General features: G+C 61.9%; 17 protein-coding genes and 1 pseudogene. 5 read left to right on the top strand and 13 right to left on the bottom strand.

Translation table 11 applies throughout. The annotated features are described in order from the left end of the window. Nucleotides 1-52: 52 nt before the first annotated feature. The 5 genes from N2A98_RS02460 to N2A98_RS02440 form a co-directional block, all read right to left on the bottom strand. Nucleotides 53-1,459: a PIG-L family deacetylase gene (locus tag N2A98_RS02460; protein ID WP_078802379.1), complete on the bottom strand. Its 1,407-nt coding sequence runs from the start codon at nt 1,457-1,459 to the stop codon at nt 53-55. Further along, the gene (locus N2A98_RS02455) at nt 1,456-2,352 is read right to left on the bottom strand and encodes a GNAT family N-acetyltransferase (protein WP_032893887.1); all 897 of its coding nucleotides are present in this window, start codon (nt 2,350-2,352) and stop codon (nt 1,456-1,458) included. Before N2A98_RS02455 ends, N2A98_RS02460 begins: the two co-directional genes overlap by 4 nt. Further along, on the bottom strand, nt 2,353-4,110 hold the full coding sequence (locus N2A98_RS02450; protein WP_014716634.1) for a carbamoyltransferase: 1,758 nt from the start codon (nt 4,108-4,110) through the stop codon (nt 2,353-2,355). It lies immediately after the preceding gene. 142 nt (nt 4,111-4,252) lie between these two features. After that, nucleotides 4,253-4,609, bottom strand: coding sequence for a YceK/YidQ family lipoprotein (locus N2A98_RS02445; RefSeq protein ID WP_044270881.1), 357 nt, complete (start codon nt 4,607-4,609; stop codon nt 4,253-4,255). A gap of 56 nt (nt 4,610-4,665) precedes the next feature. Beyond that, on the bottom strand, nt 4,666-4,992 hold the full coding sequence (locus tag N2A98_RS02440; RefSeq protein ID WP_275622986.1) for a YceK/YidQ family lipoprotein: 327 nt from the start codon (nt 4,990-4,992) through the stop codon (nt 4,666-4,668). 189 nt (nt 4,993-5,181) lie between these two features. On the opposite strand from N2A98_RS02440, the gene N2A98_RS02435 reads away from it, so the two are divergent. Beyond that, nucleotides 5,182-7,266 (top strand): TonB-dependent receptor, encoded by a 2,085-nt coding sequence (locus N2A98_RS02435; protein ID WP_047712427.1) that lies wholly within the window; start codon nt 5,182-5,184, stop codon nt 7,264-7,266. Between the two features lie 98 nt (nt 7,267-7,364). On the opposite strand, the gene N2A98_RS02430 is transcribed toward N2A98_RS02435, so the two are convergent. The 8 genes from N2A98_RS02430 to glnE all read right to left on the bottom strand — a co-directional run bounded on the left by N2A98_RS02430 (nt 7,365) and on the right by glnE (nt 17,484). Next, complete coding sequence (locus N2A98_RS02430; protein ID WP_275622985.1) at nt 7,365-8,816, bottom strand: lipopolysaccharide kinase InaA family protein; 1,452 nt, start codon at nt 8,814-8,816, stop codon at nt 7,365-7,367. After that, on the bottom strand, nt 8,816-9,568 hold the full coding sequence (locus N2A98_RS02425; RefSeq protein WP_078802376.1) for a lipopolysaccharide kinase InaA family protein: 753 nt from the start codon (nt 9,566-9,568) through the stop codon (nt 8,816-8,818). Before N2A98_RS02425 ends, N2A98_RS02430 begins: the two co-directional genes overlap by 1 nt. After that, entirely contained in the window at nt 9,565-10,299 is a 735-nt protein-coding gene (locus N2A98_RS02420; protein ID WP_003187993.1) for a lipopolysaccharide kinase InaA family protein, read from the bottom strand. The genes N2A98_RS02425 and N2A98_RS02420 overlap by 4 nt, the downstream gene beginning before the upstream one ends. Further along, the gene (gene rfaP, locus N2A98_RS02415) at nt 10,299-11,105 is read right to left on the bottom strand and encodes a lipopolysaccharide core heptose(I) kinase RfaP (protein WP_275622984.1); all 807 of its coding nucleotides are present in this window, start codon (nt 11,103-11,105) and stop codon (nt 10,299-10,301) included. Before rfaP ends, N2A98_RS02420 begins: the two co-directional genes overlap by 1 nt. Beyond that, the gene (locus N2A98_RS02410; RefSeq protein WP_275622983.1) at nt 11,102-12,226 is read right to left on the bottom strand and encodes a glycosyltransferase family 4 protein; all 1,125 of its coding nucleotides are present in this window, start codon (nt 12,224-12,226) and stop codon (nt 11,102-11,104) included. Before N2A98_RS02410 ends, rfaP begins: the two co-directional genes overlap by 4 nt. Further along, nucleotides 12,226-13,287 (bottom strand): lipopolysaccharide heptosyltransferase I, encoded by a 1,062-nt coding sequence (gene waaC / locus N2A98_RS02405; protein ID WP_032893895.1) that lies wholly within the window; start codon nt 13,285-13,287, stop codon nt 12,226-12,228. Before waaC ends, N2A98_RS02410 begins: the two co-directional genes overlap by 1 nt. 1 nt (nt 13,288) lies before the next feature. Further along, the gene (gene waaF / locus N2A98_RS02400) at nt 13,289-14,323 is read right to left on the bottom strand and encodes a lipopolysaccharide heptosyltransferase II (protein ID WP_044270868.1); all 1,035 of its coding nucleotides are present in this window, start codon (nt 14,321-14,323) and stop codon (nt 13,289-13,291) included. A gap of 221 nt (nt 14,324-14,544) precedes the next feature. Further along, nucleotides 14,545-17,484, bottom strand: a complete 2,940-nt coding sequence (glnE, locus tag N2A98_RS02395; RefSeq protein WP_275622982.1) for a bifunctional [glutamate--ammonia ligase]-adenylyl-L-tyrosine phosphorylase/[glutamate--ammonia-ligase] adenylyltransferase — start codon at nt 17,482-17,484, stop codon at nt 14,545-14,547. A gap of 383 nt (nt 17,485-17,867) precedes the next feature. On the opposite strand from glnE, the gene aceE reads away from it, so the two are divergent. The 4 genes and pseudogenes from aceE to N2A98_RS02375 all read left to right on the top strand — a co-directional run bounded on the left by aceE (nt 17,868) and on the right by N2A98_RS02375 (nt 25,259). Next, nucleotides 17,868-20,513 carry a pyruvate dehydrogenase (acetyl-transferring), homodimeric type gene (aceE, locus tag N2A98_RS02390; protein ID WP_003187985.1) on the top strand — a complete coding sequence of 882 codons (2,646 nt, stop codon included), beginning with the start codon at nt 17,868-17,870 and terminating at the stop codon, nt 20,511-20,513. Between the two features lie 11 nt (nt 20,514-20,524). After that, nucleotides 20,525-22,171, top strand: coding sequence for a dihydrolipoyllysine-residue acetyltransferase (gene aceF / locus N2A98_RS02385; protein WP_275622981.1), 1,647 nt, complete (start codon nt 20,525-20,527; stop codon nt 22,169-22,171). Between the two features lie 121 nt (nt 22,172-22,292). Then, nucleotides 22,293-22,376 (top strand): annotated as a pseudogene (locus N2A98_RS02380) (outer membrane lipoprotein carrier protein LolA); the annotation flags it as partial. A 189-nt stretch (nt 22,377-22,565) separates the two neighbouring features. Beyond that, nucleotides 22,566-25,259, top strand: coding sequence for a GGDEF and EAL domain-containing protein (locus N2A98_RS02375; protein ID WP_275622980.1), 2,694 nt, complete (start codon nt 22,566-22,568; stop codon nt 25,257-25,259). Nucleotides 25,260-25,286: the final 27 nt, after the last annotated feature.

The following is a 25,286-nucleotide window of genomic DNA, read 5'->3' as shown; positions in this document are numbered from 1 at the left end:
CAGCCCGGTAAAAAGGGCGACAGGCGCATACCGGCCTGCCTTCAATCGGCTCTCAGTCCTGCTTCAGGACCCACAACAGCTCGTGACGGCGCACGGCCTTGCGAAAGAATTCGTTCTCGCCATAGGGCGACGGCCTACGGCCCGCCAGCAGTTGCTGCAACCACCTACGCACTCGACGCTTGAACGGCGCTGACGGCTGCAGGTCGTGCATCATGCCCAGGGCCATGGCCTTGTCCTGCTGCTGGCTCAAGGCGAGGGCGAAACTGCACGGCACCAGCTCCACAGCACTATCGAAACGCGGCGGCAACGCCACGCCAGCGCCGGAATCGCCCATGGGCCAACGGTCGTTATCATGCAGGTGATTGGCGTAGCCGAGCAATGTGTCGGGCTGCCACGCCAGGCCCTGCAAGGCTTCCAACACTGCCGCATGGGCGCAGATATGGTCGGCGTGGGGGTCCAGCAACGGCGTGGGCAACACGATGACCTGGGGCCGCGCCTTGAGCAGCAGCGCCCGCAGGTCGGCGATCAGGTTATGCCAGGTCGGCGCGCCATCAGCATCGCCAGGCAGGGCAAAACCATTGAACTGGCGAAACAGCCGCGTATCGGCCAAATCCGCCTCGCGAGAGGCTTGCGGCTGATCCGGCGCGGCTTGCATGGCTTGCAACTGCATGCAGAAGTAGCCCAACTGCACGCACTGCGCCTCGGGTACGCCCGCCCAGCGCGGCACCGCGACGCTGTCCCAGGCCCGCAAACGGCCCTTGAGGCGCGCAGCTTCAGCCTTGGGCAGGCCCATGTGCTGATAATGCTCGGCTTCGATTTCACCAGCCGTCAGCGTGACGATCCAGCTTTCAGTCGCCTGGCTGTAAAGGCTGAACGCAGCCAGTTCGGCATCGTCGGCATGGGGCGCGATCACCATCACACGTTGCTGGCGATAGTCCGGCTGGCGAAAGCGCCACAGCGTCGGCTGCCCCTTGATCCGGCAAAAACGCCCGCGCAACTGGAGGTTGCCCGCCGCCAAGGCTTCGGCGGCGCCGGTCAGGTTCAGATAACGCCGCCCGGCGACGCCGCGTTCGAAGGCTTGCCGGTCCGGGCTGGCCAGGCCCAAAAGGTCCACCGCAGGGTCGAAGAAACGCCCCAGCCAGGTACTTTTCAACTCAACGCCGACGATCAGGGTTTCATCCGCCGCCAACGGCGCATCCAGCAGCAGCCGGCCCGCCTCCAGGCGCAAGCCGGGCTGTTCGCTGCCGGCCGGAAAGGCATACTCATAGCTGTCTTTGGGCGAGTAAAACAGGTGATCGGCAAACCAGGCTTCATGGGCGGCCCACAGCAGCACCGCAAGGATCAGCGGCAACCACCAGGCAACCAGTACGCCGGTGGCGACCAGCACCAGCACGCCGATCAGCAGCGCAATACGCTTGTTACGCCGATGACGCTTGAGCAGTTGCTGTTTACGGCTCATACACTGAACACCGGCACCGGGTTGCACCAGCGCTCCTTGTATTCACGGTCGGAACGCCCGAAGGAGAAGCGCAGCGACTTGTTCGCCGCCCGCGCCTGTTCCCAGGCACTTTGGGTATTGAGAAAACTCAGCACGCTGCCGGGGCTGAAGGCGCGGGTTTCAGGGTCGACGCCGCCGTTGACATACTCGGCGCTGAACCACTCGTTGGACTGCACCTGATACACCAATTGCACCGCAATCGGCGCGTCGTTCAGAAACAGCACCGAGCCGAACAAAAACTCCTTGAGCAACTCCAGCACCTCGGCCAGGCGCGCCGCGCCCGCCGCCGGGAAGCCCCAACGGCGCTGGAACAAATCGCAATAAATCGCCGCCAGCTCTACGCTCGAGAACTCACTGACCGCCCGTACCACGCCGCCCGCCTCTTCCAACAGGCGCAGTTCACGCCGCTGGTTGTAGCGAAACTTCTTCGACAGGTCTTCAGGCGTACGCGCCATGGCCAACTGCTCGGCCTGGGGCTTGAGGGTGCTCACGCGCCCCTCGTTCAGCGCCGAGAGGTAGCGCGCACGATGCCGCAACGGCACCTGCGCATCGGCGGCAATCGGCAGGATGATCTCGGCGTTGCCCAGGTCAAACAGGCCTTTCTTGCCGCTGCGCTTGAGCACGTCCTTGGACAGCGCCAGGTCGCGTCCCCAGGTGGCGATTGCCCCCTTGAGTTCACCACCTTGTTCCCAGCCCAGGTAGCGCACGGGTATCTGCGCCAGGCCGGCCAAGCGTTCGATCACCTGGGGATGGGTCGCCACGCTGCCGCCGTAACGCTGCCAGGCCTGGGCGTAAACCTCGGCCTCGACAGGCGCCCAGCCACGTTCACGCCAGCCCTGGAAGCGGTTCAGCATTTAAACCACGGCGTCATAAGGGTCTACGCCGTCCTTGACCACGAGGATGTCTTCCATGATCAGGTACTGCAGGTCCGAGCCGAAGAACATGTTCAGCGCGTCGGTCGGCGAGCAGATCATCGCTTCGCCACGACGGTTGAGCGAGGTGTTCAGGGACACGCCGTTGCCGGTCAGCACTTCCAGCTCTTTCATCATGTCGTAGTAGCGCGGGTTGTATTCGCGCTTGAGCACCTGGGCCCGGGAAGTACCGTCTTCGTGCACCACTTCCGGTACGCGAGTCTTCCATTCTTCGGCGACTTCAAAGGTGAAGGTCATGAACGGCGCCGGGTGATCGACCTTGATCATCTGTGGGGCCACGGTGTCGAGCATCGACGGGCAGAAAGGCCTCCAGCGCTCGCGGAACTTGATCTGGTGGTTGATGCGATCTGCAACGCCGGTCGCACTTGGGCAACCAATGATCGAACGTCCGCCCAACGCACGCGGGCCAAACTCCATGCGGCCCTGGAACCAGGCCACCGGGTTGCCGTCGACCATGATCTTGGCAATGCGCTTAGGCATGTTTTCGATCTTGCGCCAGTTCGGCTTGCTCTCGTGCTTGGCGCACGCGGCAATCACGTCTTCGTTGCTGTAGGACGGGCCGAGGTAGACGTGTTCCATCTTCTCGACCGGTACGCCACGGGCATGGGACACATAGGCAGCCGCACCGACAGCGGTACCGGCATCGCCGGAGGCCGGTTGCACGAACAGCTCTTTTACGTCGTCACGGGCAATGATTTTCTGGTTCAGCTTGACGTTCAGCGCACAGCCGCCGGCGAAGGCCAGCTTGCCGGTGTCCTTGAGGATGTCGCCCAGGTAGTGGTCGATCATCTGCAAGGCCAGTTTTTCGAACAGCGCCTGCATGCTGGCCGCGTAGTGGATGTACGGCTCGTCGGCGATGTCGCCTTCGCGTTTCGGCCCCAGCCACTCGATCAGTTTTGGCGAGAAGTAGAAACCCTTGCCCTTCTCTTTGTAGCGGCGCAGGCCGATGACGTTGGCGTAGTCGGTGTTGATCACCAACTCGCCGTTCTCAAAGGAGGCCAGGCGCGAGAAGTCGTATTTGCTGGCATCGCCGTACGGCGCCATGCCCATGACCTTGAACTCACCGTCGAGCATCTCGAAACCGAGGAACTCGGTGATTGCGCCGTACAGGCCGCCGAGGGAGTCCGGATCGTAGAATTCCTTGATCTTGTGGATCTTGCCGTTTTCGCCGTAGCCGAAGAAGGTGGTGGCGTACTCGCCCTTGCCATCGATGCCCAGGATCGCGGTTTTTTCCTGGAAGCCCGAGCAGTGGTAGGCGCTGGAGGCGTGAGCCAGGTGGTGTTCAACCGGTTCGATCTTGATTTTCTTCGGATCGAAGCCCAGTTGCTCCAGGCACCAGACGATCTTGTTGCGATAGCGCTTGTAGCGACGGTTGCCCATCAGGATCGCGTCGAGGGCGCGGTCCGGGGCGTACCAGTAGCGCTTGGCATAGTGCCAGCGCGCCTCGCCGAACAGGCTGATCGGGGCAAACGGGATCGCCACCACATCAACGTCCGAAGGCTTGATGCCGGCCTGTTCCAGGCAGAACTTCGCCGACTCGTAGGGCATGCGGTTCTTTGCATGTTTGTCGCGTACGAAGCGCTCTTCTTCGGCGGCCGCAATCAGCTTGCCGTCGATATACAGGGCTGCGGAAGGATCATGGCTAAGGGCGCCGGACAGGCCAAGAATCGTCAATGCCACTGGGGTCTAGCCTCTTTTAGTCTGCATGCAGGCGCATCGCGCCTGAAAAAAGTGTGCTTCCCGCCCGGGCGGGAAACAGCTAAAGGGCGGGATTATAGCTTAAAAGCAGTGGGAAGCTGTTAGCGGCAAGCGCCGAGAGGGGCTAGCGGAAGATCTCGATGCTGCCGTCCTTGTTCTGGCGGTAGATCGTATAAGGCAGCATCAGGGTGTCCATGACACCAGAGGCGACAAATTCAATTGCGATGATCGGGAAGGCATTGCCTTGGCGATCCAGCAGGCTTTGGTCCTTCAGGCTTTTGTCCGGTGCAGGCTCGCCATTGAGGGTACAAAAGCCGTAAATCACCCCACTGTAGATACGCGGCACGTTTTCGCAGTGGCTGCGTGACTCCTTGAGGTTCTGGCTGGCCACGGCATCCGGACGAAAGACGGTATTGATCGTTCCGCAGCCGGAGGCCAATAACAAGGTTGAAACCAGCAGAATTCTGAAACCACGACTCACGGACAACTCCTTTCCCCCAGTAGATGAGCTGGGCAGGTGCTTTTATACCCATAGGCTTATGAACGGCCCGGACGCCAATAGATGCTGATATTACCGTCGGCCGATTGTCGATAAATCGTATAGGGCAAAACCACCGTATCGGCAACCGCGGACACCGCAACATCTACGAGCACGAAGGGTATGAGGAACCCGGTGGGGTCCGGGGCCGCGTGCAGCATGCAGAAATCAAAGGCCACGCCGCTGTAAGCGCGGGGAATGGATTGGCAATAGGTTTTTGCGAGCCTGAGCTCACGCGCCGTGTCGCCCTCTTTACGCATGACGCCATTAACAGTTCCACAGCCGCTTAATAACAGCGCAGCGACACTTACACCCAGTGCAGCCATTATTTTTCTTGTCATATCCTAGCCTCGCAAACGGTCAGCCACGCTAGCACCGAGAGATTGGCTCATTCACCCCAGAGACGCCGCTGCATTGCGTAGGAAAAATCCGAAATGGTAAAACCTGCCTGACTGTTTAAACTTGCGCACTTTTTGCGCGCCTTCGCTATGCGTGCCCAAGACTCTGGCTGCCTTATGAAAAAAATGCACGCTCGTTTTTCCCTCTTGCTGCCTGGCCTGCTGGCCTTGAGCAGCACCGTGCAGGGCGATGATTCGCCACTGACCCTCGCCCCCACCGTCGTCAGCGGTTCGCGCAGCGCCAGCCCAACGTTCGATTTGCCCTACTCCGTGGATGGCATCAGCCGCGAGCAGATCAGTGACGGCCAGCTGGGCATTAACGCCTCCGAAGCCCTGTCCCGCGTGCCCGGCCTGGTGGTGCAGAACCGCCAGAACTATGCGCAGGACCTGCAAATTTCTTCCCGCGGCTTCGGCGCCCGTTCGGCATTCGGCGTGCGCGGCATCAAGCTGGTCGCCGATGGCATCCCCGCCAGTACCCCGGACGGTCAGGGCCAGGCCGCCACCTTCAACCTCGACACCGCCGAGCGTATCGAAGTGTTGCGCGGCCCGGCGGCGACGCTGTATGGCAGTAACGCCGGCGGTGTTATCCAAATGTTCTCCCGCGACGGCGAAGGCCCGCCGCGCATCGGCGCCGAAACCCTGGTGGGCAGCGACGGGCTGAACAAGAACCACCTCAGCGCCGAGGGCGCGGCGAATGGCGCCGGGTTTGTGCTCGACGCCTCGCGCATGGACACCAACGGCTACCGCGATCACAGCAGCGCGCGCCGCGACCAGACCTTCGCCAAGCTCAATGTCGAGCCCGATGACGACAGCAAGCTGGCATTGATCTACAGCAGCCTGGAGCAGAACGGTACGCAAGATCCACTGGGGCAGACCTGGGCGGCGTACAAGGCCGACCCGCGTTCGGTGAGCGCCAATGCGCTGAACTACAACACGCGCAAAAGTATCGATCATCAGCAATTGGGGATGAATTACGAGCGGTACTTCGGTGGCGCGACCTTGCAGGTCAATGCCTATACCGGGCGCCGTAGTGTGATTCAGTACCTGTCGATACCAGGCGGCAGCGCCTCGGACAAACGTGGCGGCGTAGTGGACTTCGACCGAACGTTCTATGGTGGATCCGTCCATTGGCTGCAACCCATTACCAGTGCACCCGGCGATCTGACCTTGATCACCGGTCTCGACTACGACCGCAGCCAGGATGATCGCCAGGGTTACTCAAATACCGTCAACGGCATACACGGCGTCAAAGGTGTCCTGGGCCGTGATGAAATCGACACCGCCACCAGCCTCGACCCTTTCGTACAGGCCAATTGGTTGCTGGGCGACTGGACTCTGCAAGCCGGTTTGCGTCACAGCACTATGAAGATGGACGTGGATGACCACTTCATCAGCGATGGCAACGACAGCGGCAACAAGACTTACCAGAAGAACACTCCGTCGATCAGCGCCATGTACGCCTTTACTCCCGACCTGCACGCTTATGTAAGCGCAGGCAAAGGCTTTGAAACGCCGACTCAAGCTGAGTCAGCTTACTCAAACACTTCGAACGGCTTTAACTTCAACCTCAAGCCGTCTGTCAGCAAGCAGTATGAGGTTGGCGTGAAGGCGCGCATCGGCCAGGACACGCGCCTTAATGCTGCTCTATTCCAGATCACCACGGACAATGAGTTAGTGATAGCGCGATCAGACGGCGGGCGCTCTACCTACCAAAACGCCGGCCGCACCCTGCGCCGCGGCTTCGAACTGGGCCTGGAAAGCCAACTCAGCGACCACTGGAGCACCAGCCTCGCCTATACCCGCCTGCAAGCTCAATACGACAGCGACTTCGTCAATAACGGGAAAACCATCGACAAAGGCAACTACCTCCCCGGCGTGCCACAAACCACCCTGTTCACAGAACTGAACTGGAAACCACGGGACTGGGTCAGCACCGCCATCGAAGGCCTGTACCGCAGCAAGGTCTACGTAGAAGACACCAACCAGCAACACGCCGCACCGGCCTACAGCGTCTTCAACTGGCGCGCGCGGTTTGAGCAGAAGGTCGAGCACTGGACCTTTCACCAGACCTTGCGCCTGGATAACCTGCTGGACCGTCAGTACGTAGGGTCGGTGATCGTGGGGGATGGCAATGGCCGCTATTACGAAGCGGCACCGGGGCGCTCGTGGTATGCGGGGGCCGGGGCGCAGTATCAGTTCTGAATGCAGCGCCTGGACGGGCGCCATCGCGGGCAAGCCCGCTCCCACATTTTGACTGCGTTCACAGATCAAGTGTGGGAGCGGGCTTGCCCGCGATAGGTTTAACTGCCGACACCCGCCTCTTTGGGCAAGCGCTGGTCAATCACCTGGTACAGCGCACTGCCCTGCGGCCAGTTACGCATAAATCGCGCACGGTCTTTGGCATACGCAGGGGCGAAGCTGGACAGCGAGGCGTGCTGGCACATGGCATCCAGGTCAATCATCGCCCAACGCCCGTCATTCCAGAACAGGTTATGGCCCTTGAAATCCCCATGGCTGATGCGCTCGCGGATCAACTCGGCGAACAACTGGTCCAGCGCCTGCAATTCGCTCTCGGGCGCATCGCCGCTTTCCACATACGGAGCAAAGCGCTCGATGATGTCCGGCCCCGGCAGGTACTCGGTGACCAGGTAGGCACGGCTGCGCAACCACAGGAACCGTTTCTCCAGCACCGCCAGCGGCTTGGGTGTGGCAAAACCCAGGAAGGCCAGGCGGTTGCCTTCGCGCCAGGAGTGCCAGGCGCGGCTTGGGCGCCAGAAGCGCTTGAGCCAATGGGCAAAGCCCTTGATGTTGTAACGCTTGATCACCAGCGGCCGGCCGGCCACGTCGACCTTGGCCACGCTCGCCGCGCCACCGGTCTTGTACAGGTGCCCCTGGTCGAGCAACGCATCGGCCTGCTCCAGCACCGGCACCATGGCGGCTTCTTCTTCGCGGCGGATCGCACGCAGGCCAAAAGCGCCGCGCACCACACTGAACAGCGTGCATTCGCGGCCGGTCTTGTCCAGGTAGTCTCTCAAGCGCCAGGCACTGACTTTACGCACCTGCTTTTCCAGGGCTTGCATTGGCAAGGCGTGTTCGCCGTTGGCGAGCAGGTAATACACCAGCAATTCTTCGGTAAACGGCTCAAGGTTCTTGGGCAGTTGGGCGAAGAACACCCCGAGGTTTTCCAGTACTCGATTGCGTGACAGCGGCTTGCCCACCTCTTCGACACGAATGCCGGCGCCATCGATCAAATACAGCTTGCCGTCTTTGCGCAGCAGGTTGTCCAGGTGCAGGTCTTCCTGCCACAGGCCCTTGGCATGCATCTGGGCAATCGCGCCCAGCGCTTCGGCGAGCACGGCGGTTTGTTCGTCCGCCAACGGCGGCAGGTTTTCGACGGCGAGCCAAGCGTCGGACAGGCTTTGGGCCCCCTCGATAAATTCAAACAGCAGCCAGCCACCCTCGCCGTCCTGCAAGCCATCGGCCAGCAGCAACGGCGTGGTCAGGCCCTGCTCAGCCAACAGGCGTACCCCTGTGAGCTCACGCTGAAAATGCCGCGCCGCCTTGCTGCCCACCAACAATTTGGCCAGCACCGGGCGTCCACGCCACACGGCGGCGCCCACGTAGCGCTGCCCCGGCAACACCCGCAGCAGGCTCAGCAATTGCAATTGCCCAGGGCCGGCGGCATCCGCCAGGTCGAGGGTCAGCGGCAGGCTGGGGGTACGCCCAGCCGTTTTCAGCTCGGATAAGCGCATCAGCGGTTCTCCTTGTGGCTGCGGCGTGCGGTCAGGCGCTGGTGCCAAGTGGCGACCAAGGCACTGTCCTCGGGCTGCTCAAGGTACGCCGCCAGCAGTTGGCGCACCTGCGTATCCGACCATTGCGGCGCGCGGCGCAGCAGCGGTTCCAGGTCCTTGACCCGGTCACGCCAGCCAAACAGCAGCGGGCGGGTTTTCTCCAGGTCGATCAACTGCGCGGCATACCCCTCACCGGCAGGCTGCAGGAAGATGTGCTTGGGGTAAAAACAGCCATGCACCTGCCCGACGCTGTGCAGATGACGCGCCAGCTTGCCGCACGCCAACAGGATCGCACTGTGCTGGGCTGCGCTCAATTGCGACCACTGCTCCAGCAACGAGTCCAGGTCATTCCAGCCATCCAGCGCACGGGTGAGCAGCATCGCCCGGCGCTCGCCCTTGACCTTGCGCTCACCGAAGAACGCCGCTTGCAGGGCCGGTATGCCGAGCTTTCGATACAGGCTGATGTTACGAAACTCGCGGGCAAAACTCGGCTCGCCAAACGGGCGGTGCAAGGTGCGCGTGAGGTAGTTGCTCTGGCGCTTGAGGTAGTAACCCTGCCCCTCAAGCTCCAGGCGATACACGCTGCTCCAACCGTCGCCGCTGGTGTTCGGCTCGTCCACTGCATCCAGTTGCTTGGCCCACAGCGCGTCGAAGGTCGCCAGGCCGTTGCGCTCAAGCAGAGCGCGGTCTTCGGCCGCCAGGAAGTCACTCATTCGCGTCCCTCGAAAAACTTCACCACATGGCGAATTCGCTGTTTGTCCGACGCGGTCAGGTGCGCGCGCTGACGATATTGCAGGTAGAAGCGCAGGCGCTGGGTGGCCGACAAGTGATACTTGGCGACTTTGTCCAGGCAGGCCAGGTCTTTGGTAATGCGGTACTTGAGCCAGAAACCGCGCCAGAAATCACCGTTGGGGCAGTCGATCAGGTACAGGGTACGTTGGTCGTCCACCAGCAGATTGCGCCACTTCAAGTCGTTATGGGTGAAGCGGTGATCGTGCATGGTGCGCGTGTATTCGGCGAGCTGGCGGCTGATGCCATCGACCCACCGGGGGTCTTTGAGGCGCTCATCGTGACGCTCGGCCAGCACCGACAGATCTTCGGTCTTGGGCAGTTCGCGGGTGATCATGGCGCCACGGTTATAGGCCAGGCCCTTGCGGTCCAGGCCCCAGGCCACCACGTCGGCGGTGGGGATGCCCCACTTGGCGAAGCGCTTGAGGTTCTGCCATTCGGATTTCACCCGTGGCCGGCCCAGGTAACGACGCAGGCCCTTGCCGGCGCCTACGTAGCGCTTGACGTAATAATTGACCCCGCCACGCTCCACCCGGATCACTTCCGACAACGGGTCGCGGGTCAGCCGCTCGCCTTGCAGGGCGAACACCGCGTCCAGGCTTCCAAAGTCATCCGCCAGGGCGGCGTAGGCAGGTTCCAGGTTCCAACCCGCCATCAGATCGCATCCCCGTATCGTTGTTTACGCGCATACAGCTTTGCTGCCATGCGTTCCAGCGCAGACAGCAGCGCGGTTTGCTCCGCCAGGATCTGGCGCAGCGGCTGCTGGAAGTACTCCTTGAGAAAACGCAGCTTGTCGCGCTGGGTCAAGCCGATCTCCAACGCGGAGTAATACAGGCCGGCCAAGTCTTTGTTGCGCCAGCGCACGGGGATCGTTGCACGCACCTGGGCGCGGTGCAGGTCGATCACCGACAGCTTGAGGTTATCGACGCTGATGGGCCGGTCGGTGTGCAGCAGAAAATGGCACAGGTAGCAGTCACGGTGGTTGACGCCGCCGCGGTGCATCGCGCCGACGGTACGCGCCAGCTCAAGGGTCAAGGCATGCTTGATGGCCGGCACGGGCGGTTGCTTGACCCAGTCCAGGGTCAGGTCTTCCAGGCTGATGATGGGGGTCAGTTCCTGGGTGATGATGAACGAGTGCTGGTCGGCCGGGTTGCTGCCTTTTTCACCGAATGCCACGGCGGTCATGGTAGGGACACCAAGCGCCTGCAAACGCTGGATCGCCACCCACTCCTGGCCCGCGCCCAATACCGGCAATTTGGCGGTGACCAGGTTCTTGAGGATTTCGCCCCAGCCAATCCCACGGTGGATCTTCACAAAATAAGGCTGGCCCTCGACCACCGTACGCAACGTACGGCGAGCGGCCAGTTCGCGGAACACCTGGCCTTCCAGCTTCTCGACCTCGGCGAACGCATCGCGCCCGTTCCAGAGGGTCTTGAAGGGTTCGGCTAGAATCAACTTCATCGGTTTGGCTCCGCCAGAATCAGGTCCGCAGCGTACTGCGGCATGCTAAAGAGGTCGGCCGTCTCTGCGAAGGCCAGACCATTGCGACTCCAGGTCGCACGCGCTTGTGGGTCGTCGAGCATATCGACCAGATACTGGTTGAGCTGGGTTTGCTCGAACGGCTCGTCCAACACCCGGCCGCTCTGGGCCTTGTCGATGTAGAACGCATAGCCGCACACCTGGCTCACCAGTACAGGGAGGCCGGCGACCACCGCTTCGACCAGCACCATGCCGGCCGCCTCGTTGTACGCGGGGTGAATCAACAGGTCAGCCCCCAGCAGGAAGCGCGGAATATCATTGCGGCCCTTGAAGAACTGCACCTGGTCGCCCAGGCCCAGCGCCGCGCTCTGCAATTGGAATACTTTGGGGTCGTCCTGGCCGATTACAAATAGCCGGGTGCGTTTCTTCAGGCGCGAAGGCAGTGCGGCCAGCGCCTTGAGGCTGCGGTCGACGCCCTTGGTCTTGAACCCCGAACCGATTTGCACCAACAGCAAATCATCTTCAGCCAAGCGAAATTCAGCGCGGAACTCGGCGCGGAACTCGGCGGCGTTCGGCGGCGCGCGGCGGTCGCGGGCGATACCCGGTGGCAACAGGTGAAAACGCTCTGCCTGGGTACCGTAATACTGGGTGAACAACTGTTGCTGATGCTCGGACAACACCATGATCTGCGTCTTGGCGTTCTTATCGAACACGGCGCGCTCGTATTCGGCAAAGTGCTTGTAGCGCCCGAACCAGCGATACATCGGGTTGCGCAGGGTCTGGGCCTTGTCCTCGAACACACCGTCGGCGGCAAAGTACAGGTCCAGCCCCGGCATCTTGTTGAACCCCACCACACGGTCCACCGGCCGCTTGGCCAGGTCGGCCTGGATCCAGGCGTAGAGCTTTTCGTTGCGGCGGTGGTTGACCAAGGCCTTGACCGGCGCCACCAGCACCTCAAAGCCTGGCGGGATATCACCTTCCCAGATCAGGGTGTACACCCGAATCTTGTGGCCGCGCTGCTGGCACTCCAGGGCGATGCGCATGAAGTCGCGCTGCAGGCCACCGAAAGGGAAGTACTTGTACAGAACAAAAGCCAGTTGCATCAGTGCTGCTCCTCGGCCAGTAACAACGTGCTCAGCCGGCTTGCGACACGCTCAGGGTTCAAGCGCGTGAAGCACAGGGGCGACTCGCGCGCGATGTCGAACCGCCGCAGGTCGTCGGCAGTAGGTTGATAAGTGCACTGTTTTTGCAGGCAAGGCGCACATGGCCAGTCGCTGGCCAAGTGGATCTGGCCTTTGCCATAGGCACCGGTGAGGCCTGGGTTGGTGGGACCGAACAGGGAAATGGTCGGCACGTCCAGCGCCGCCGCCAAGTGGCCGAGGCCGGTGTCGACGGCCACGCAGGCACGGGCGCTCGCCAATATACGGGCCACGCCCGCCAGGTTGAGCTTGGGCAACACTTCGGCGTTGGGCAGGCCCAGGGCCAGGCGTTCGGCCCGCGCCTTTTCGGCGGCGTTACCCCACGGCAGCTTTACGTCCACGCCCAGGCGGCCCATGCGTTCGGCCAGCTCGCGCCAATAGGCTTCGGGCCAGTGCTTGGTGTCCCAGGTGGTGCCGTGCAGCAGCAATACGAACGGTTTTTTCGGCGGCAGGCCGAGCAGTTTTTCGACGCTCAGGCCGTAGTCGCCCAGGCGTTGAGGCAGGTCGTAGCCCAGCGCCACGGCGAACAACTGGCGCAAGCGCTCCACCGCATGTTGCCCACGGGCCACGGCCAGGCGCCGGGAATAAAAGCGCGCAGCCAGCGGTTCTCGCGCAGAATCTTTGTCGAAACCGGCGATGGGCGCCCGCACATAGCGGGTCAGCCAGGCGCTTTTGAGCAAGCCCTGGGCGTCGATCACCAGATCATATTTGGTCGACTGCACCGCCTGCTTGAAGCGCCGCCATTCGCCGCTCTTGACGGTTTGCCAGAGGTTCTTGCGCCAGCGGCGAATCGCCACCGGGATGACCTTGTCCACCGCCGGGTGCCAAGTGGGGATTTCGGCAAAGCCTTCTTCCACCACCCAATCGAACCGAATGCCGGGAATCGCCCGCGCCGCGTCGGTGAGCGCCGGCAAGGCATGGATCACGTCGCCCAGGGATGAGGTCTTGATTACCAGAACCCGCAACTCAATGAACCTCGACCACGTCGCCCTGCAAACGCTGCAAAGCATCGGTGACCGGCTGGGGCAGCAACTGGCGCAGGCAGTTGTAGTGGCCGAAACGGCAGGTACGCTCAAAGCACGGGCTGCAATCCAGGCCCAGGCGCACCACTTCGACCTTGTCGGCCAACGGCGGAGTGAAGCCTGGGGAGGTCGAACCGTACACCGCCACCAGCGGACGGTTCAGCGCCGCCGCCACATGCATCAGGCCGGAGTCGTTGGACACCACCGAGTCGGCGCACGACAACAGGTCGATGGCCTCGGCCAGGGACGTGTCGCCACTGAGGTTCACCGCCTCTTCACGCAGGCCGGGAATCAGGCGCTGGCGGATGTCTTCACCCACCGAGTGATCGTTCTTGGAACCGAACAACCACACCTGCCAGCCTTCGCGGATCTTCGTCTCGGCAACTTTGGCGTAATGCTCCGACGGCCAGCGCTTGGACTCGCCAAACTCGGCGCCAGGGCACAGAGCCAATACGGGCCGATCCAGGGTCAGGCCAAACTTGGCCAACGCCGCGTCGCGGGTCACCGGGTCGATCTGCAAGCTGGGGCGCGGGTACGGCTTGGGCAGTTCAGCGCCCGGCTCGTAGGCCAAAGCCATAAAGCGTTCGATCATCAACGGGTAGCGGGCTTTATCCAGGGTGCGTACGTCATTGAGCAGCACATAGCGAAACTCGCCGCGCCAGCCGGTGCGCTTGGGGATACCGGCAAAGTACGGCACCAGCGCCGACTTCAGCGAGTTAGGCAGCAGGATCGCCTGGTCGTACTGGCCGGCCATGGATTTGCCGATGCGTCGGCGGGTCGCCAGTTCCAGGGCGCCGTGGCCGAGCGGGAAGCTCAAGGCCTTGCGCACCTGGGGCATACGCTCAAGGATCGGCCGGCTCCACTCAGGGGCGAGCACGTCGATCTGGCAGTCTGGATAGCGCAGGCGCAGGCACTGAAACAGTGTCTGTGCCATCACCATGTCACCGACCCAACTGGGCCCAACGATCAGAATATTCATGTAGTTTCCACAAACGATGCGGGGAGGCCTATGCCTCCCCGCCTCGATAATGACTGTAGATCGCGGTGCGCCAGGGAGCATCTTTATGTGGGAGCTGGCTTGCCTGCGATCGCATCACCTCGGTATCCCTGATAAACCGAGGCGCCTGCATCGCGGGCAAGCCCGGCTCCCACATTAATCCGCATCCCATATAAAAATTGGCGTCGCCAATCAGTCGAGTTTCAATTTAAGCCCAGCGCCTGCCAGATTCGCATCACCTGTCGCCGCTCGTCGGCGAACTGGTCCCCGGCTACCGTACCGGCCTCGTTCTGCAAAGCCTGGCGGTGCGCGGCTGAGCGATAAGCCTTGTACACTTCACGCAGCAAATGGGCATCGGCGGCGGGCATCAGCCCGACCTGCTCCAGGCCCTCCAGAATGCGGATATTGTCGGTGTAGCGCAGCAACGATGGATGTTGCGCAGACCACGCCAAAGCCGCGTATTGCACCATAAATTCAATATCGACGATACCTCCGGCGTCCTGCTTGAGGTCGAACAGCGCCGTGGCCTCGAAGGCATTGGCGCCCCTGCCGGCCGTCGTGGCCTTGGTGCCCAGGTTGTCACGCATCTTGGCACGCATCTCACTGACCTCCTGGCGCAGCTTCTCCAAGTCCCGCTCACGCCCCAACACGTTAGCCCGAACCTGCTCGAACGCCTGGCCCACATCCTGGCTGCCCACCAGCACCCGCGCGCGGATCAGGGCCTGATGTTCCCAGGTCCAGGCTTCATTTTGTTGATACCGATCAAACGCCCCCAGGGAACTCACCAACAAGCCCGATGCGCCGGAAGGTCGCAGGCGCATATCCACTTCATACAGCTGGCCGGAGTTGGTCTGGGTGGTCAGCAGGTGAATGATGCGCTGGCCCAGGCGTGTGAAGAATTGCGCGCCATCGATCGGCTTGGCACCGTCAGTCTCGGCCTGGGGGTCGCCGTCATGTATAAACACCAGGTCCAGGTCCGAACCATGCCCCAGTTCGATGCCGCCCACTTTCCCATAACCGACAATGATGAACCCAGGATCGCACAGGGTGCCGTCCAGTCGCTGCGGCGAGCCGTGACGGGCGACCGTCTGGCGCCAGGCCAGGGCCAGCACTTGTTCAAGAATGGCTTCGGCCAGCCAGGTGAGGTAGTCGCTGACCTTCATCAACGGCAGGCTGCCGGCGATTTCGGAGGCAGCCACCCGCAGGCGGTGCGCCAGTTTGAAATGGCGCAAGGCTTCCATCTGTTGCTCAAGGTCATCTTCGGGAATGCGCGTGAGGCGCTCGCGCAACTCCGCAGCCAGTTCCGGCGCCAGCGGCGGCTTGAACAAGCGGCCTTCGTTGAGCAATTCATCCAGCAACAGCGGGAAGCGGGTGATCTGTTCGGCGATCCACGGGCTGGCTGCGCACAAGGTCAGCAGGCGGCGCAGAGCGTCAGGGTTCTCGGTGAGCAGCACCAGGTAGGCCGAACGCCGGGCCACGGCTTCCACCAGCGGCAACACGCGTTCCAGCACCAGGTCCGGGTTGGCATGTTCAACGGCCTGGGCCAGCAGGCGCGGGATAAACGCATCCAGGCGCTCACGCCCCAGACGCTGCATGGCGCGCAACTGCGGGCTGGCGCGCAGGCTGGCCAAGGCCTTGAGGGCCTTGGGGGCATCGGTGAAACCACCTTCACTCAATTGGCGGCACGCGGCGTCGTCATCCTGGGATTCCTCCCACAGCGGCAACCATTCACCACCGACCACCAATTCGCTTTCTTCGCCCTCTTCTTCATCAGGGTCGGCAATCACTTGGCGAAAGTGCCAGTCCACACGGCCACGCCAGTACATCAGGCGCTCGTGGAACGCCGCCCAGTCACTGAAACCCAGCATAAAGGCAATGCGCGCCTGGTCTTCGGGGCTGTCCGGCAGCATTTGCGTCTGGCGGTCGGCAATCGCCTGGATCGCATGTTCGGTGTAACGCAAAAACTCGTAACCACTGCGCAGCTCGCTGATCACCGCCGCGGGCAAATAACCCTGGCCATCCAGGGTGCCCAGCACGTTCAACAGCGGGCGTTGCTGCAGGCTGAGGTCGCGGCCGCCATGGATCAACTGGAAGGCCTGGGCGATAAATTCCACCTCACGAATGCCGCCCGCGCCCAGCTTGATATTGTCGGCCATGCCCTTGCGCCGCACTTCCTGCTGGATCAGTTGCTTCATGGTGCGCAGCGCTTCGATGGCCGAAAAGTCCAGATAACGGCGATAGACAAACGGGCGCAGCATGTCGAGCAGTTGCGCGCCAGCCACCTGGTCGCCGGCCACTACCCGCGCCTTGATCATGGCGTAGCGCTCCCAGTCCCGGCCCTGGTCCTGGTAGTACTGCTCCAGCGCGTTGAAGCTGAGCACCAAGGCGCCGGCCGAACCGTAGGGACGCAGGCGCATGTCGACGCGGAAGACAAAACCGTCGACGGTCATCGGGTCCAGGGCCTTGATCAGTTTTTGACCCAGGCGAATAAAGAACTCCTGATTATCCAGGGCGCGCTTCACACCTACCGTTTCGCCGCCTTCGGGATAGGCAAAGATCAGGTCGATATCCGACGACAGGTTCAGCTCCACCGCACCGAGCTTGCCCATGCCGAGGATGACCATGTGCTGCGCCTCGCCGCTGCGTGCGCCAGTCGGCGTGCCGAATTGGGCGCAGTGGCGCTGGTACAGCCATTGATAGGCCTGGTCGATGCAGGCGTCGGCCATGTCGGACAGGTCGCGACAGGTTTGCACCAGGTCGGCCTGGCGTGTGAGGTCGCGCCAGATGATGCGCACCTGCTGGCGCGTGCGCTGGCGGCGCAGTACGCGGCCCAGCTCGTCTTCTGTTTCGGCCTGTTGCACGGCGCCGGCTATCTGGCTGCACAGCTCGCCGGGCGCAAACCCGCGGTCCAGCTCGCCCCAGGCCGCTAGCTCAAGCAACATCAAAGGGTCACGAACACTCTGTTCAATGACGAAATCACTGGCGGCGCATACGCGGGCGAAGTCGGCCCACCGTTGCGGCGTCCACGCAGAAAGGCCATGATCGTCGTCCAGCGCGGCCACCGCGTCACGAAATGACTGCTCGGCCCGGTTGGCGTAAGGCAACAGAATGGCCGGCAGTTCGGCCAGCGTTGGAAGGCTCATGGTCTATCCTTGATCGGCGTGTAAATGGCGTGTAGTTGTGAAGGCAAGAGCCATGCTCGGTGAAGGACTGTCGAACAAAGGTTAGAAATAGCTGAAATTAAATTAATCTTGGCAGGCAACATCAAAGTTTCACCTTTTCTTGTTCGCAATAGACCAACAATAACGATTATGCTCACCAGCAAGACCGAGCCATACGCTCAGTCTTGTGTAGTTTTACTACTCGTATATACATTCGAAAGGCTGAAATGGCCGACGATTTGTAGTAAAACTACAGGACGCCGAAGCAACCTTCGGCCATCCAAGAATTTATGTCGTCTGCCCACAAGGCCAGTCGCAAACTTCAGGCAACCGATTCTGGTAGCCTTTCCGCCCTGGAGCAAGCCATGCAAGACCTCGATCCCGTCGAAACCCAGGAATGGCTGGACGCCCTGGAATCGGTTCTCGACAAAGAAGGCGAAGACCGTGCTCACTACCTGATGACCCGTATGGGCGAACTCGCGACCCGCAGCGGCTCGCAACTGCCTTACGCCATCACTACGCCATACCGCAACACCATCCCCGTTACCCACGAAGCACGCATGCCTGGCGACCTGTTCATGGAACGCCGCATTCGCTCGCTGGTACGCTGGAACGCCATGGCGATGGTAATGCGCACGAACTTGAAAGATTCGGACCTGGGCGGTCACATCTCCAGCTTCGCTTCCAGCGCAACCCTGTATGACATCGGCTTCAACTACTTCTTCCAGGCCCCGACCGACGAACACGGCGGCGACCTGATCTACTTCCAGGGCCACACCTCGCCAGGCGTCTACGCCCGTGCGTTCATGGAAGGTCGCATCAGCGAAGAACAAATGAACAACTTCCGCCAGGAAGTCGACGGTCAGGGCCTGTCGTCCTACCCGCACCCTTGGCTGATGCCTGATTTCTGGCAGTTCCCGACCGTTTCCATGGGTCTGGGCCCGATCCAGGCGATCTACCAGGCACGCTTCATGAAGTACCTGGAAGCCCGTGGCTTCATCCCTGAAGGCAAGCAGAAAGTCTGGTGCTTCCTGGGCGACGGCGAGTGCGACGAGCCGGAATCCCTGGGCGCCATCTCCCTGGCCGGCCGCGAGAAGCTCGACAACCTGATCTTCGTCATCAACTGCAACCTGCAGCGCCTCGACGGCCCGGTTCGCGGCAACGGCAAGATCATCCAGGAACTCGAAGGCGTGTTCCGCGGTGCTCAGTGGAACGTGACCAAAGTCATCTGGGGCCGCTTCTGGGACCCACTGCTGGCCAAGGACGTCGACGGTATCCTGCAACGTCGCATGGACGAAGTCATCGACGGCGAGTACCAGAACTACAAAGCCAAAGACGGCGCGTTCGTTCGCGAGCACTTCTTCAACACGCCTGAACTCAAGGCGATGGTTGCCGACCTTTCCGACGACGAGATCTGGAAGCTCAACCGTGGCGGCCACGACCCGTACAAGGTCTACGCGGCGTACCACGAAGCGGTCAACCATAAAGAACAACCCACCGTCATCCTGGCCAAGACCATCAAGGGTTATGGCACCGGTGCCGGCGAAGCGAAGAACACCGCGCACAACACCAAGAAAGTCGATGTCGACAGCCTGAAGTTGTTCCGCGACCGCTTCGACATCCCGGTCAAGGACGAAGAGCTGGAGAACCTGCCGTTCTTCAAGCCAGAGCCAAACAGCGCCGAAGCCCGCTACCTGAGCGAGCGTCGCAGTGCACTGGGCGGTTTCGTGCCACAGCGCCGTGCCAACAGCTTCAGCGTTCCAACGCCAGACCTGAGCACCCTCAAGGCTATCCTTGACGGCTCGGGCGACCGTGAAATCTCCACCACCATGGCCTTCGTGCGTATTCTGGCGCAGCTGGTCAAGGACAAGGACATCGGCCCGCGCATCGTCCCGATCATCCCGGACGAAGCCCGTACCTTCGGTATGGAAGGCATGTTCCGTCAGTTGGGCATCTACTCCTCCGTCGGCCAGCTCTACGAGCCAGTCGATAAAGACCAGGTGATGTTCTACAAGGAAGACAAGAAGGGCCAGATCCTCGAAGAAGGCATCAACGAAGCAGGCGCCATGAGCTCCTTCATCGCTGCCGGTACTTCGTACTCCAGCCACAACCAGCCAATGCTGCCGTTCTACATCTTCTACTCGATGTTCGGCTTCCAGCGTATCGGCGACCTGGCATGGGCCGCTGGCGACAGCCGCACCCGTGGTTTCCTGATCGGCGGTACCGCCGGCCGTACCACGCTGAACGGCGAAGGCCTGCAACACGAAGACGGTCACAGCCACATCCTGGCTGCCACCATCCCGAACTGCCGCACCTTTGATCCAACCTACGGCTATGAGCTGGCGGTGATCATCCAGGACGGCATGAAGAAGATGACCGAAGAGCAGCAGGACGTTTTCTACTACATCACCGTGATGAACGAGTCCTACCAGCAGCCAGCCATGCCGGCCGGTGTGGAAGAAGGCATCATCAAGGGCATGTACCTGCTCGAAGAAGACACCAAGGAAGCGGCGCACCACGTACAGCTGATGGGCTCCGGCACCATCCTGCGCGAAGTGCGTGAAGCGGCGAAGATCCTGCGTGACGAGTTCAACGTCGGTGCCGACGTGTGGAGCGTTACCAGCTTCAACGAACTGCGCCGTGACGGCCTGGCCGTGGAGCGCAGCAACCGCCTGCACCCTGGTCAGAAGCCAGCCAAGAGCTACGTCGAAGAGTGCCTGGCCGGCCGTAAGGGTCCAGTCATTGCCTCTACCGACTACATGAAACTGTTTGCTGAACAAATTCGCCAGTGGGTCCCGTCCAAGGAATTCAAAGTCCTGGGCACCGATGGTTTTGGCCGCAGTGACAGCCGCAAGAAGCTGCGTCACTTCTTCGAAGTCGACCGTCACTTCGTGGTGTTGGCAGCCCTGGAAGCCTTGGCTGACCGTGGTGAGATCGAACCTAAGGTGGTGGCTGACGCTATCGTCAAGTTCGGGATCAACCCGGAAAAACGCAACCCACTGGACTGCTGAGGAGATTTTTTGTGAGCGAACTCATTCGCGTACCTGACATCGGCAGCGGTGAAGGTGAAGTAATCGAGCTGTTTGTGAAGGTCGGCGACACCGTCGAAGCCGACCAGAGCATCCTGACCCTGGAGTCGGACAAGGCGAGCATGGAAATCCCTGCTCCCAAGGCCGGCGTGGTCAAGAGCCTGAAAGTGAAGCTGGGCGATCGCCTGAAAGAAGGCGACGAACTGCTGGAACTGGAAATCGAAGGCGCTGCCGATGCAGCCCCTGCGGCCGCGGCTCCGGCCGCTGCTGCACCTGCACCTGCTGCTGAAAAACCTGTCGCTGCCGAGGCTGCTCCAGCCCCGGCCGCTGCACCTGCCGCCGCGACCGTCCAGGACATTCACGTCCCGGACATCGGCTCGTCGGGCAAGGCCAAGATCATCGAGCTGCTGGTCAAGGTCGGCGATACCGTCGAAGCCGACCAGTCGCTGATCACCCTGGAGTCCGACAAGGCCTCCATGGAGATCCCATCGCCGGCAGCCGGCGTGGTGGAAAGCATTGCGGTCAAGCTCGAAGACGAAGTCGGCACCGGTGACTTCATCCTCAAGCTCAAAGTACAAGGCGCTGCACCCGCCGCCGCACCAGCACCGGCTGCTGCTCCGGCGGCCAAGGCTGAAGCGGCACCTGCCGCTGCTGCCCCTGCGCCGGCCGCAAAAGCCGAAGCTGCGCCAGCCCCTGCGGCGGCTGCACCTGCGCCAAGCGGTGCCAAGGTTCACGCCGGCCCAGCCGTGCGTCAGTTGGCCCGTGAGTTCGGCGTCGAGCTGAGCGCTGTTGCAGCCAGCGGCCCTCACGGCCGTGTGCTGAAGGAAGACGTGCAGGTTTACGTCAAAGCCATGATGCAAAAAGCCAAGGAAGCTCCGGCTGCCGGCGGCGCTACCGGTGGTTCGGGCATTCCGCCGATCCGTACCGTGGATTTCAGCCGCTTCGGCGAAATCGAAGAAGTGCCGATGACCCGCCTGATGCAAATCGGCGCGGCAGGCTTGCACGCCAGCTGGCTGAACATCCCGCACGTGACCCAATTCGACCAGGCCGATATCACCGACCTGGAAGCGTTCCGCGTTGCGCAGAAAGCCGTGGCCGAGAAGGCCGGCGTGAAGCTGACCGTGCTGCCACTGCTGCTCAAGGCCTGTGCACACCTGCTCAAGGAACTGCCGGACTTCAACAGCTCGCTGGCGCCAAGCGGCAAGGCGATCATTCGCAAGAAGTACGTGCATATCGGCTTTGCGGTCGACACCCCGGATGGCCTGCTGGTACCGGTCATCAAGAACGTCGATCAGAAGAGCCTGCTGCAACTGGCTGGCGAAGCGGCCGCACTGGCTGCCAAGGCCCGCGACAAGAAGCTCACCCCGGACGACATGCAGGGCGCCTGCTTCACCATCTCCAGCCTCGGCCACATTGGCGGCACTGGCTTCACGCCAATCGTCAACGCGCCGGAAGTGGCGATTCTGGGTGTGTCCAAGGCCACCATCCAGCCTGTGTGGGACGGTAAAGCGTTCCAACCCAAGCTGATGCTGCCACTGTCGCTGTCCTACGATCACCGCGTGATCAACGGCGCCGCGGCTGCGCGCTTCACCCAGCGCCTGAGCCAGCTGCTGAACGACATCCGCACCATCCTGCTGTAAGTCGCAGGGCCTTCCTGTTACCGGGAAGGCCCTTGCCGCACCGATTTCCGAGCGCCACGCTCGTACCTCAACCCCGCCACTTGGCGGGGCTTTTTTTGCCTGTGTTTTTGTAGGAGCGAGCTTGCTCGCGAAGATCGTCAACGATGACGCGGGTCTTCTGGATAAACGCGGTGCCCTGGCGTTTTTCGCGAGCAAGCTCGCTCCTATAGAGGACAGGCGTGAACCATCGATCACCCCAATTACAGAAAACCCTCGCGCGGCCGATAACAGGCTTATAGCACTTAGCCTTCATCCTCTCTTGTCACTGCGTGCTGCATGATGCAACCTTGCCGCAGTTGACAGCCAAGAGGGCGTGAGCCCAGCGCAGTGCGCATTTTTCCAAGCGAGTTTCCCCATGAAAAGCCAACCCGATGTCGCCCGTATGGCGGCCGAGGTAGTGACGCAATTACCGGTGCCTTCGCGCCTCGGTATGCTGCGTTTCGAGCGGCTTAATGAGGCAAGCTGGGCCCTGCTCTACCTCGACCCCAATTGCGAGCGCCAGTTCGGCCTGCCAGCGGTTGAACTCTGCGCCTTGATCGGCACGCCCTACGCCAGCCTGATGGAACCCCAGGCGCGCTACCAGTTGCACGATGCGATCCAGCAGCAACTGGCCCAGAGCCCCCATTATCTGGTGCGCTACACCCTGCACACCCATGACGGCCCGCTAAGCGTTTTGGAGATGGGCGAAGCCTACAAACAACATAACCGCCACCTGGTGCGCGGCTACCTGATGGTGGTTGAGGGGCTGTTCAGCGAGACCAGCACGCCCGCTCCGACTGTCGACCTGGAAAACCAGAACAGCCGCCTGCAGATCGCCCTGGAGCTCAACCAGCGAGCGCAGCAGGAACAGTTGCAGCACCTGGAGCGGGTACGTGCCCAGCAGGAATTGATCCTGCTGCTGGCGCGCCAGCGCTACACCACGCCCAACTCCCTGCAAGAAGCCGCTGAGCTGATCACTCGCAGCGCGTGCGACATCTACCAGATCGACTGCGCCAGCATCTGGAACCTCGAAGGCCATCACCTGGTACCCATCTCGGCCTATCACCGCGCCGATCAACAACACCACCTGCCCGAAGCCATCGACGCCAGTGGCTTCCCGGATTACCTGGAAGCCCTGCATTCGAGCCGCGCCATCGATGCCACCCACGCCCTGCGCGACCCACGTACCCGGGAAATGGCCGAAAGCCTTCGCGCCAAGGACGTCCACGCGATGCTCGACGCCAGCATCCGTGTCGACGGCCAGGTCGTCGGCGTGCTGTGCCTGGAACAAGGCGGCAGCCCGCGCGCCTGGCAGTCCGATGAGATCGCGTTCGCCGGCGAGCTGGCAGACCAGTTCGCCCAGGTCATCAACAACCACAACCGCCGCACCGCCACCAGCGCCCTGCACCTGTTCCAGCGCGCCGTGGAACAAAGCGCCAACGCGTTTTTGCTGGTCAATTGCGATGGTGTGGTGGAGTACGTCAACCCCAGCTTCACCGCGATTACCCAGTACAGCGCCGAAGAAGTCCACGGCCATCGCCTGGCCCAACTGCCGGCCCTGGAAAACCTCAGCGAATTGCTGTTCGACGCGCCCTCGGCCCTGGCCAAAAGCAACAGCTGGCAAGGTGAGTTCAAGAGCCGCCGCAAGAACCTGGAGCCCTACTGGGGCCAGCTGTCGATTTCCAAGGTGTATGGCGACAACCGCGAGCTGACCCACTACATCGGCATCTACGAAGACATCACCCAGACCAAGCTGGCGCAGCAGCGCATCGAACGCCTGGCCTACACCGACAACCTGACCAACCTGGGCAATCGCCCGGCGTTTATTCGCAACCTCGACGAGCGCTTTGCCCGCGACAGCGATAGCCCGATCAGCCTGCTGCTGGTGGACATCGACAACTTCAAGCGCATCAACGACAGCCTCGGCCACCAGACTGGCGACAAGTTGCTGATCAGCCTGGCGCGCCGCCTGCGCAACAGCTTGAGCAGCGGCGGCAGCCTGGCGCGCTTTGCCAGTAACGAATTCGCGGTGCTGTTGGACGACGCCGACCTTGAGACCGGCCAGCAGGTGGCCAGCCAGTTGCTGGCCACCCTCGACAAGCCGATGTTCGTCGACAACCAGCTGATCAGCGTCACCGGCTCCGTGGGCCTGGCCTGCGCGCCGCTGCATGGCCGCGACCCGCAGACCCTGATGCGCAACGCCGGCCTGGCCCTGCACAAGGCCAAGGCCAATGGTAAGCACCAGGTGCAAGTGTTCACCGAAGCGTTGAATGCCGAGGCCAGCTACAAGCTGTTCGTGGAAAACAACCTGCGCCGTGCCCTGACCCAGAACGAGCTGGACGTGTTCTACCAGCCCAAGCTGTGCCTGCGCAGCGGTCGCCTGCTGGGCATGGAAGCGCTGTTGCGCTGGAACCACCCGGAAAAAGGCATGATCCGCCCCGACCAGTTCATCAGCGTGGCTGAAGAGACCGGGCTGATCATCCCCATCGGCAAATGGATCGCGCGCCAGGCTTGCCGCATGAGCCGGCAATTGACGGCCGCAGGCCTGGGCAACTTGCAGGTGGCCATCAACCTGTCGCCCAAGCAATTCTCCGACCCGGATCTGGTGGCCTCGATTGCCACCATCCTCAAGGAGGAACAGCTGCCGGCCAACCTGCTGGAGCTGGAGCTGACCGAAGGCCTGCTGCTGGAAGCCACCGAAGATACGCGCCTGCAACTGGACCAGCTCAAGAGCTTCGGCCTGACCCTGGCGATGGACGACTTCGGCACCGGTTACTCGTCGCTGAGCTACTTGAAAAAATTCCCCATCGACATCATTAAGATTGATCGCAGCTTTATCCACGAAATCCCGGACAACCAGGACGACATGGAAATCACCTCGGCGGTGATCGCCATGGCCCACAACCTCAAGCTCAAGGTGGTGGCCGAAGGCATCGAGACCGCTGAGCAACTGGCGTTCCTGCGCCGGCACCGTTGCGACGTGGGCCAGGGCTATCTGTTCGACCGCCCGATCCCGGGTGCCGAGCTGATGCAGAGGCTTAAACGCTACCCGCGCGGGCCAATCGCCTGACAGCGCTGTAACACTCGGGCACACTGG

The organism is Pseudomonas sp. FJ2-5-13 (assembly GCF_029201605.1).
Taxonomy (GTDB): domain Bacteria; phylum Pseudomonadota; class Gammaproteobacteria; order Pseudomonadales; family Pseudomonadaceae; genus Aquipseudomonas; species Aquipseudomonas lactis.
Note: the sequence above shows the minus strand (reverse complement) of the source record. Positions and strands in the feature narration are given on the sequence as shown.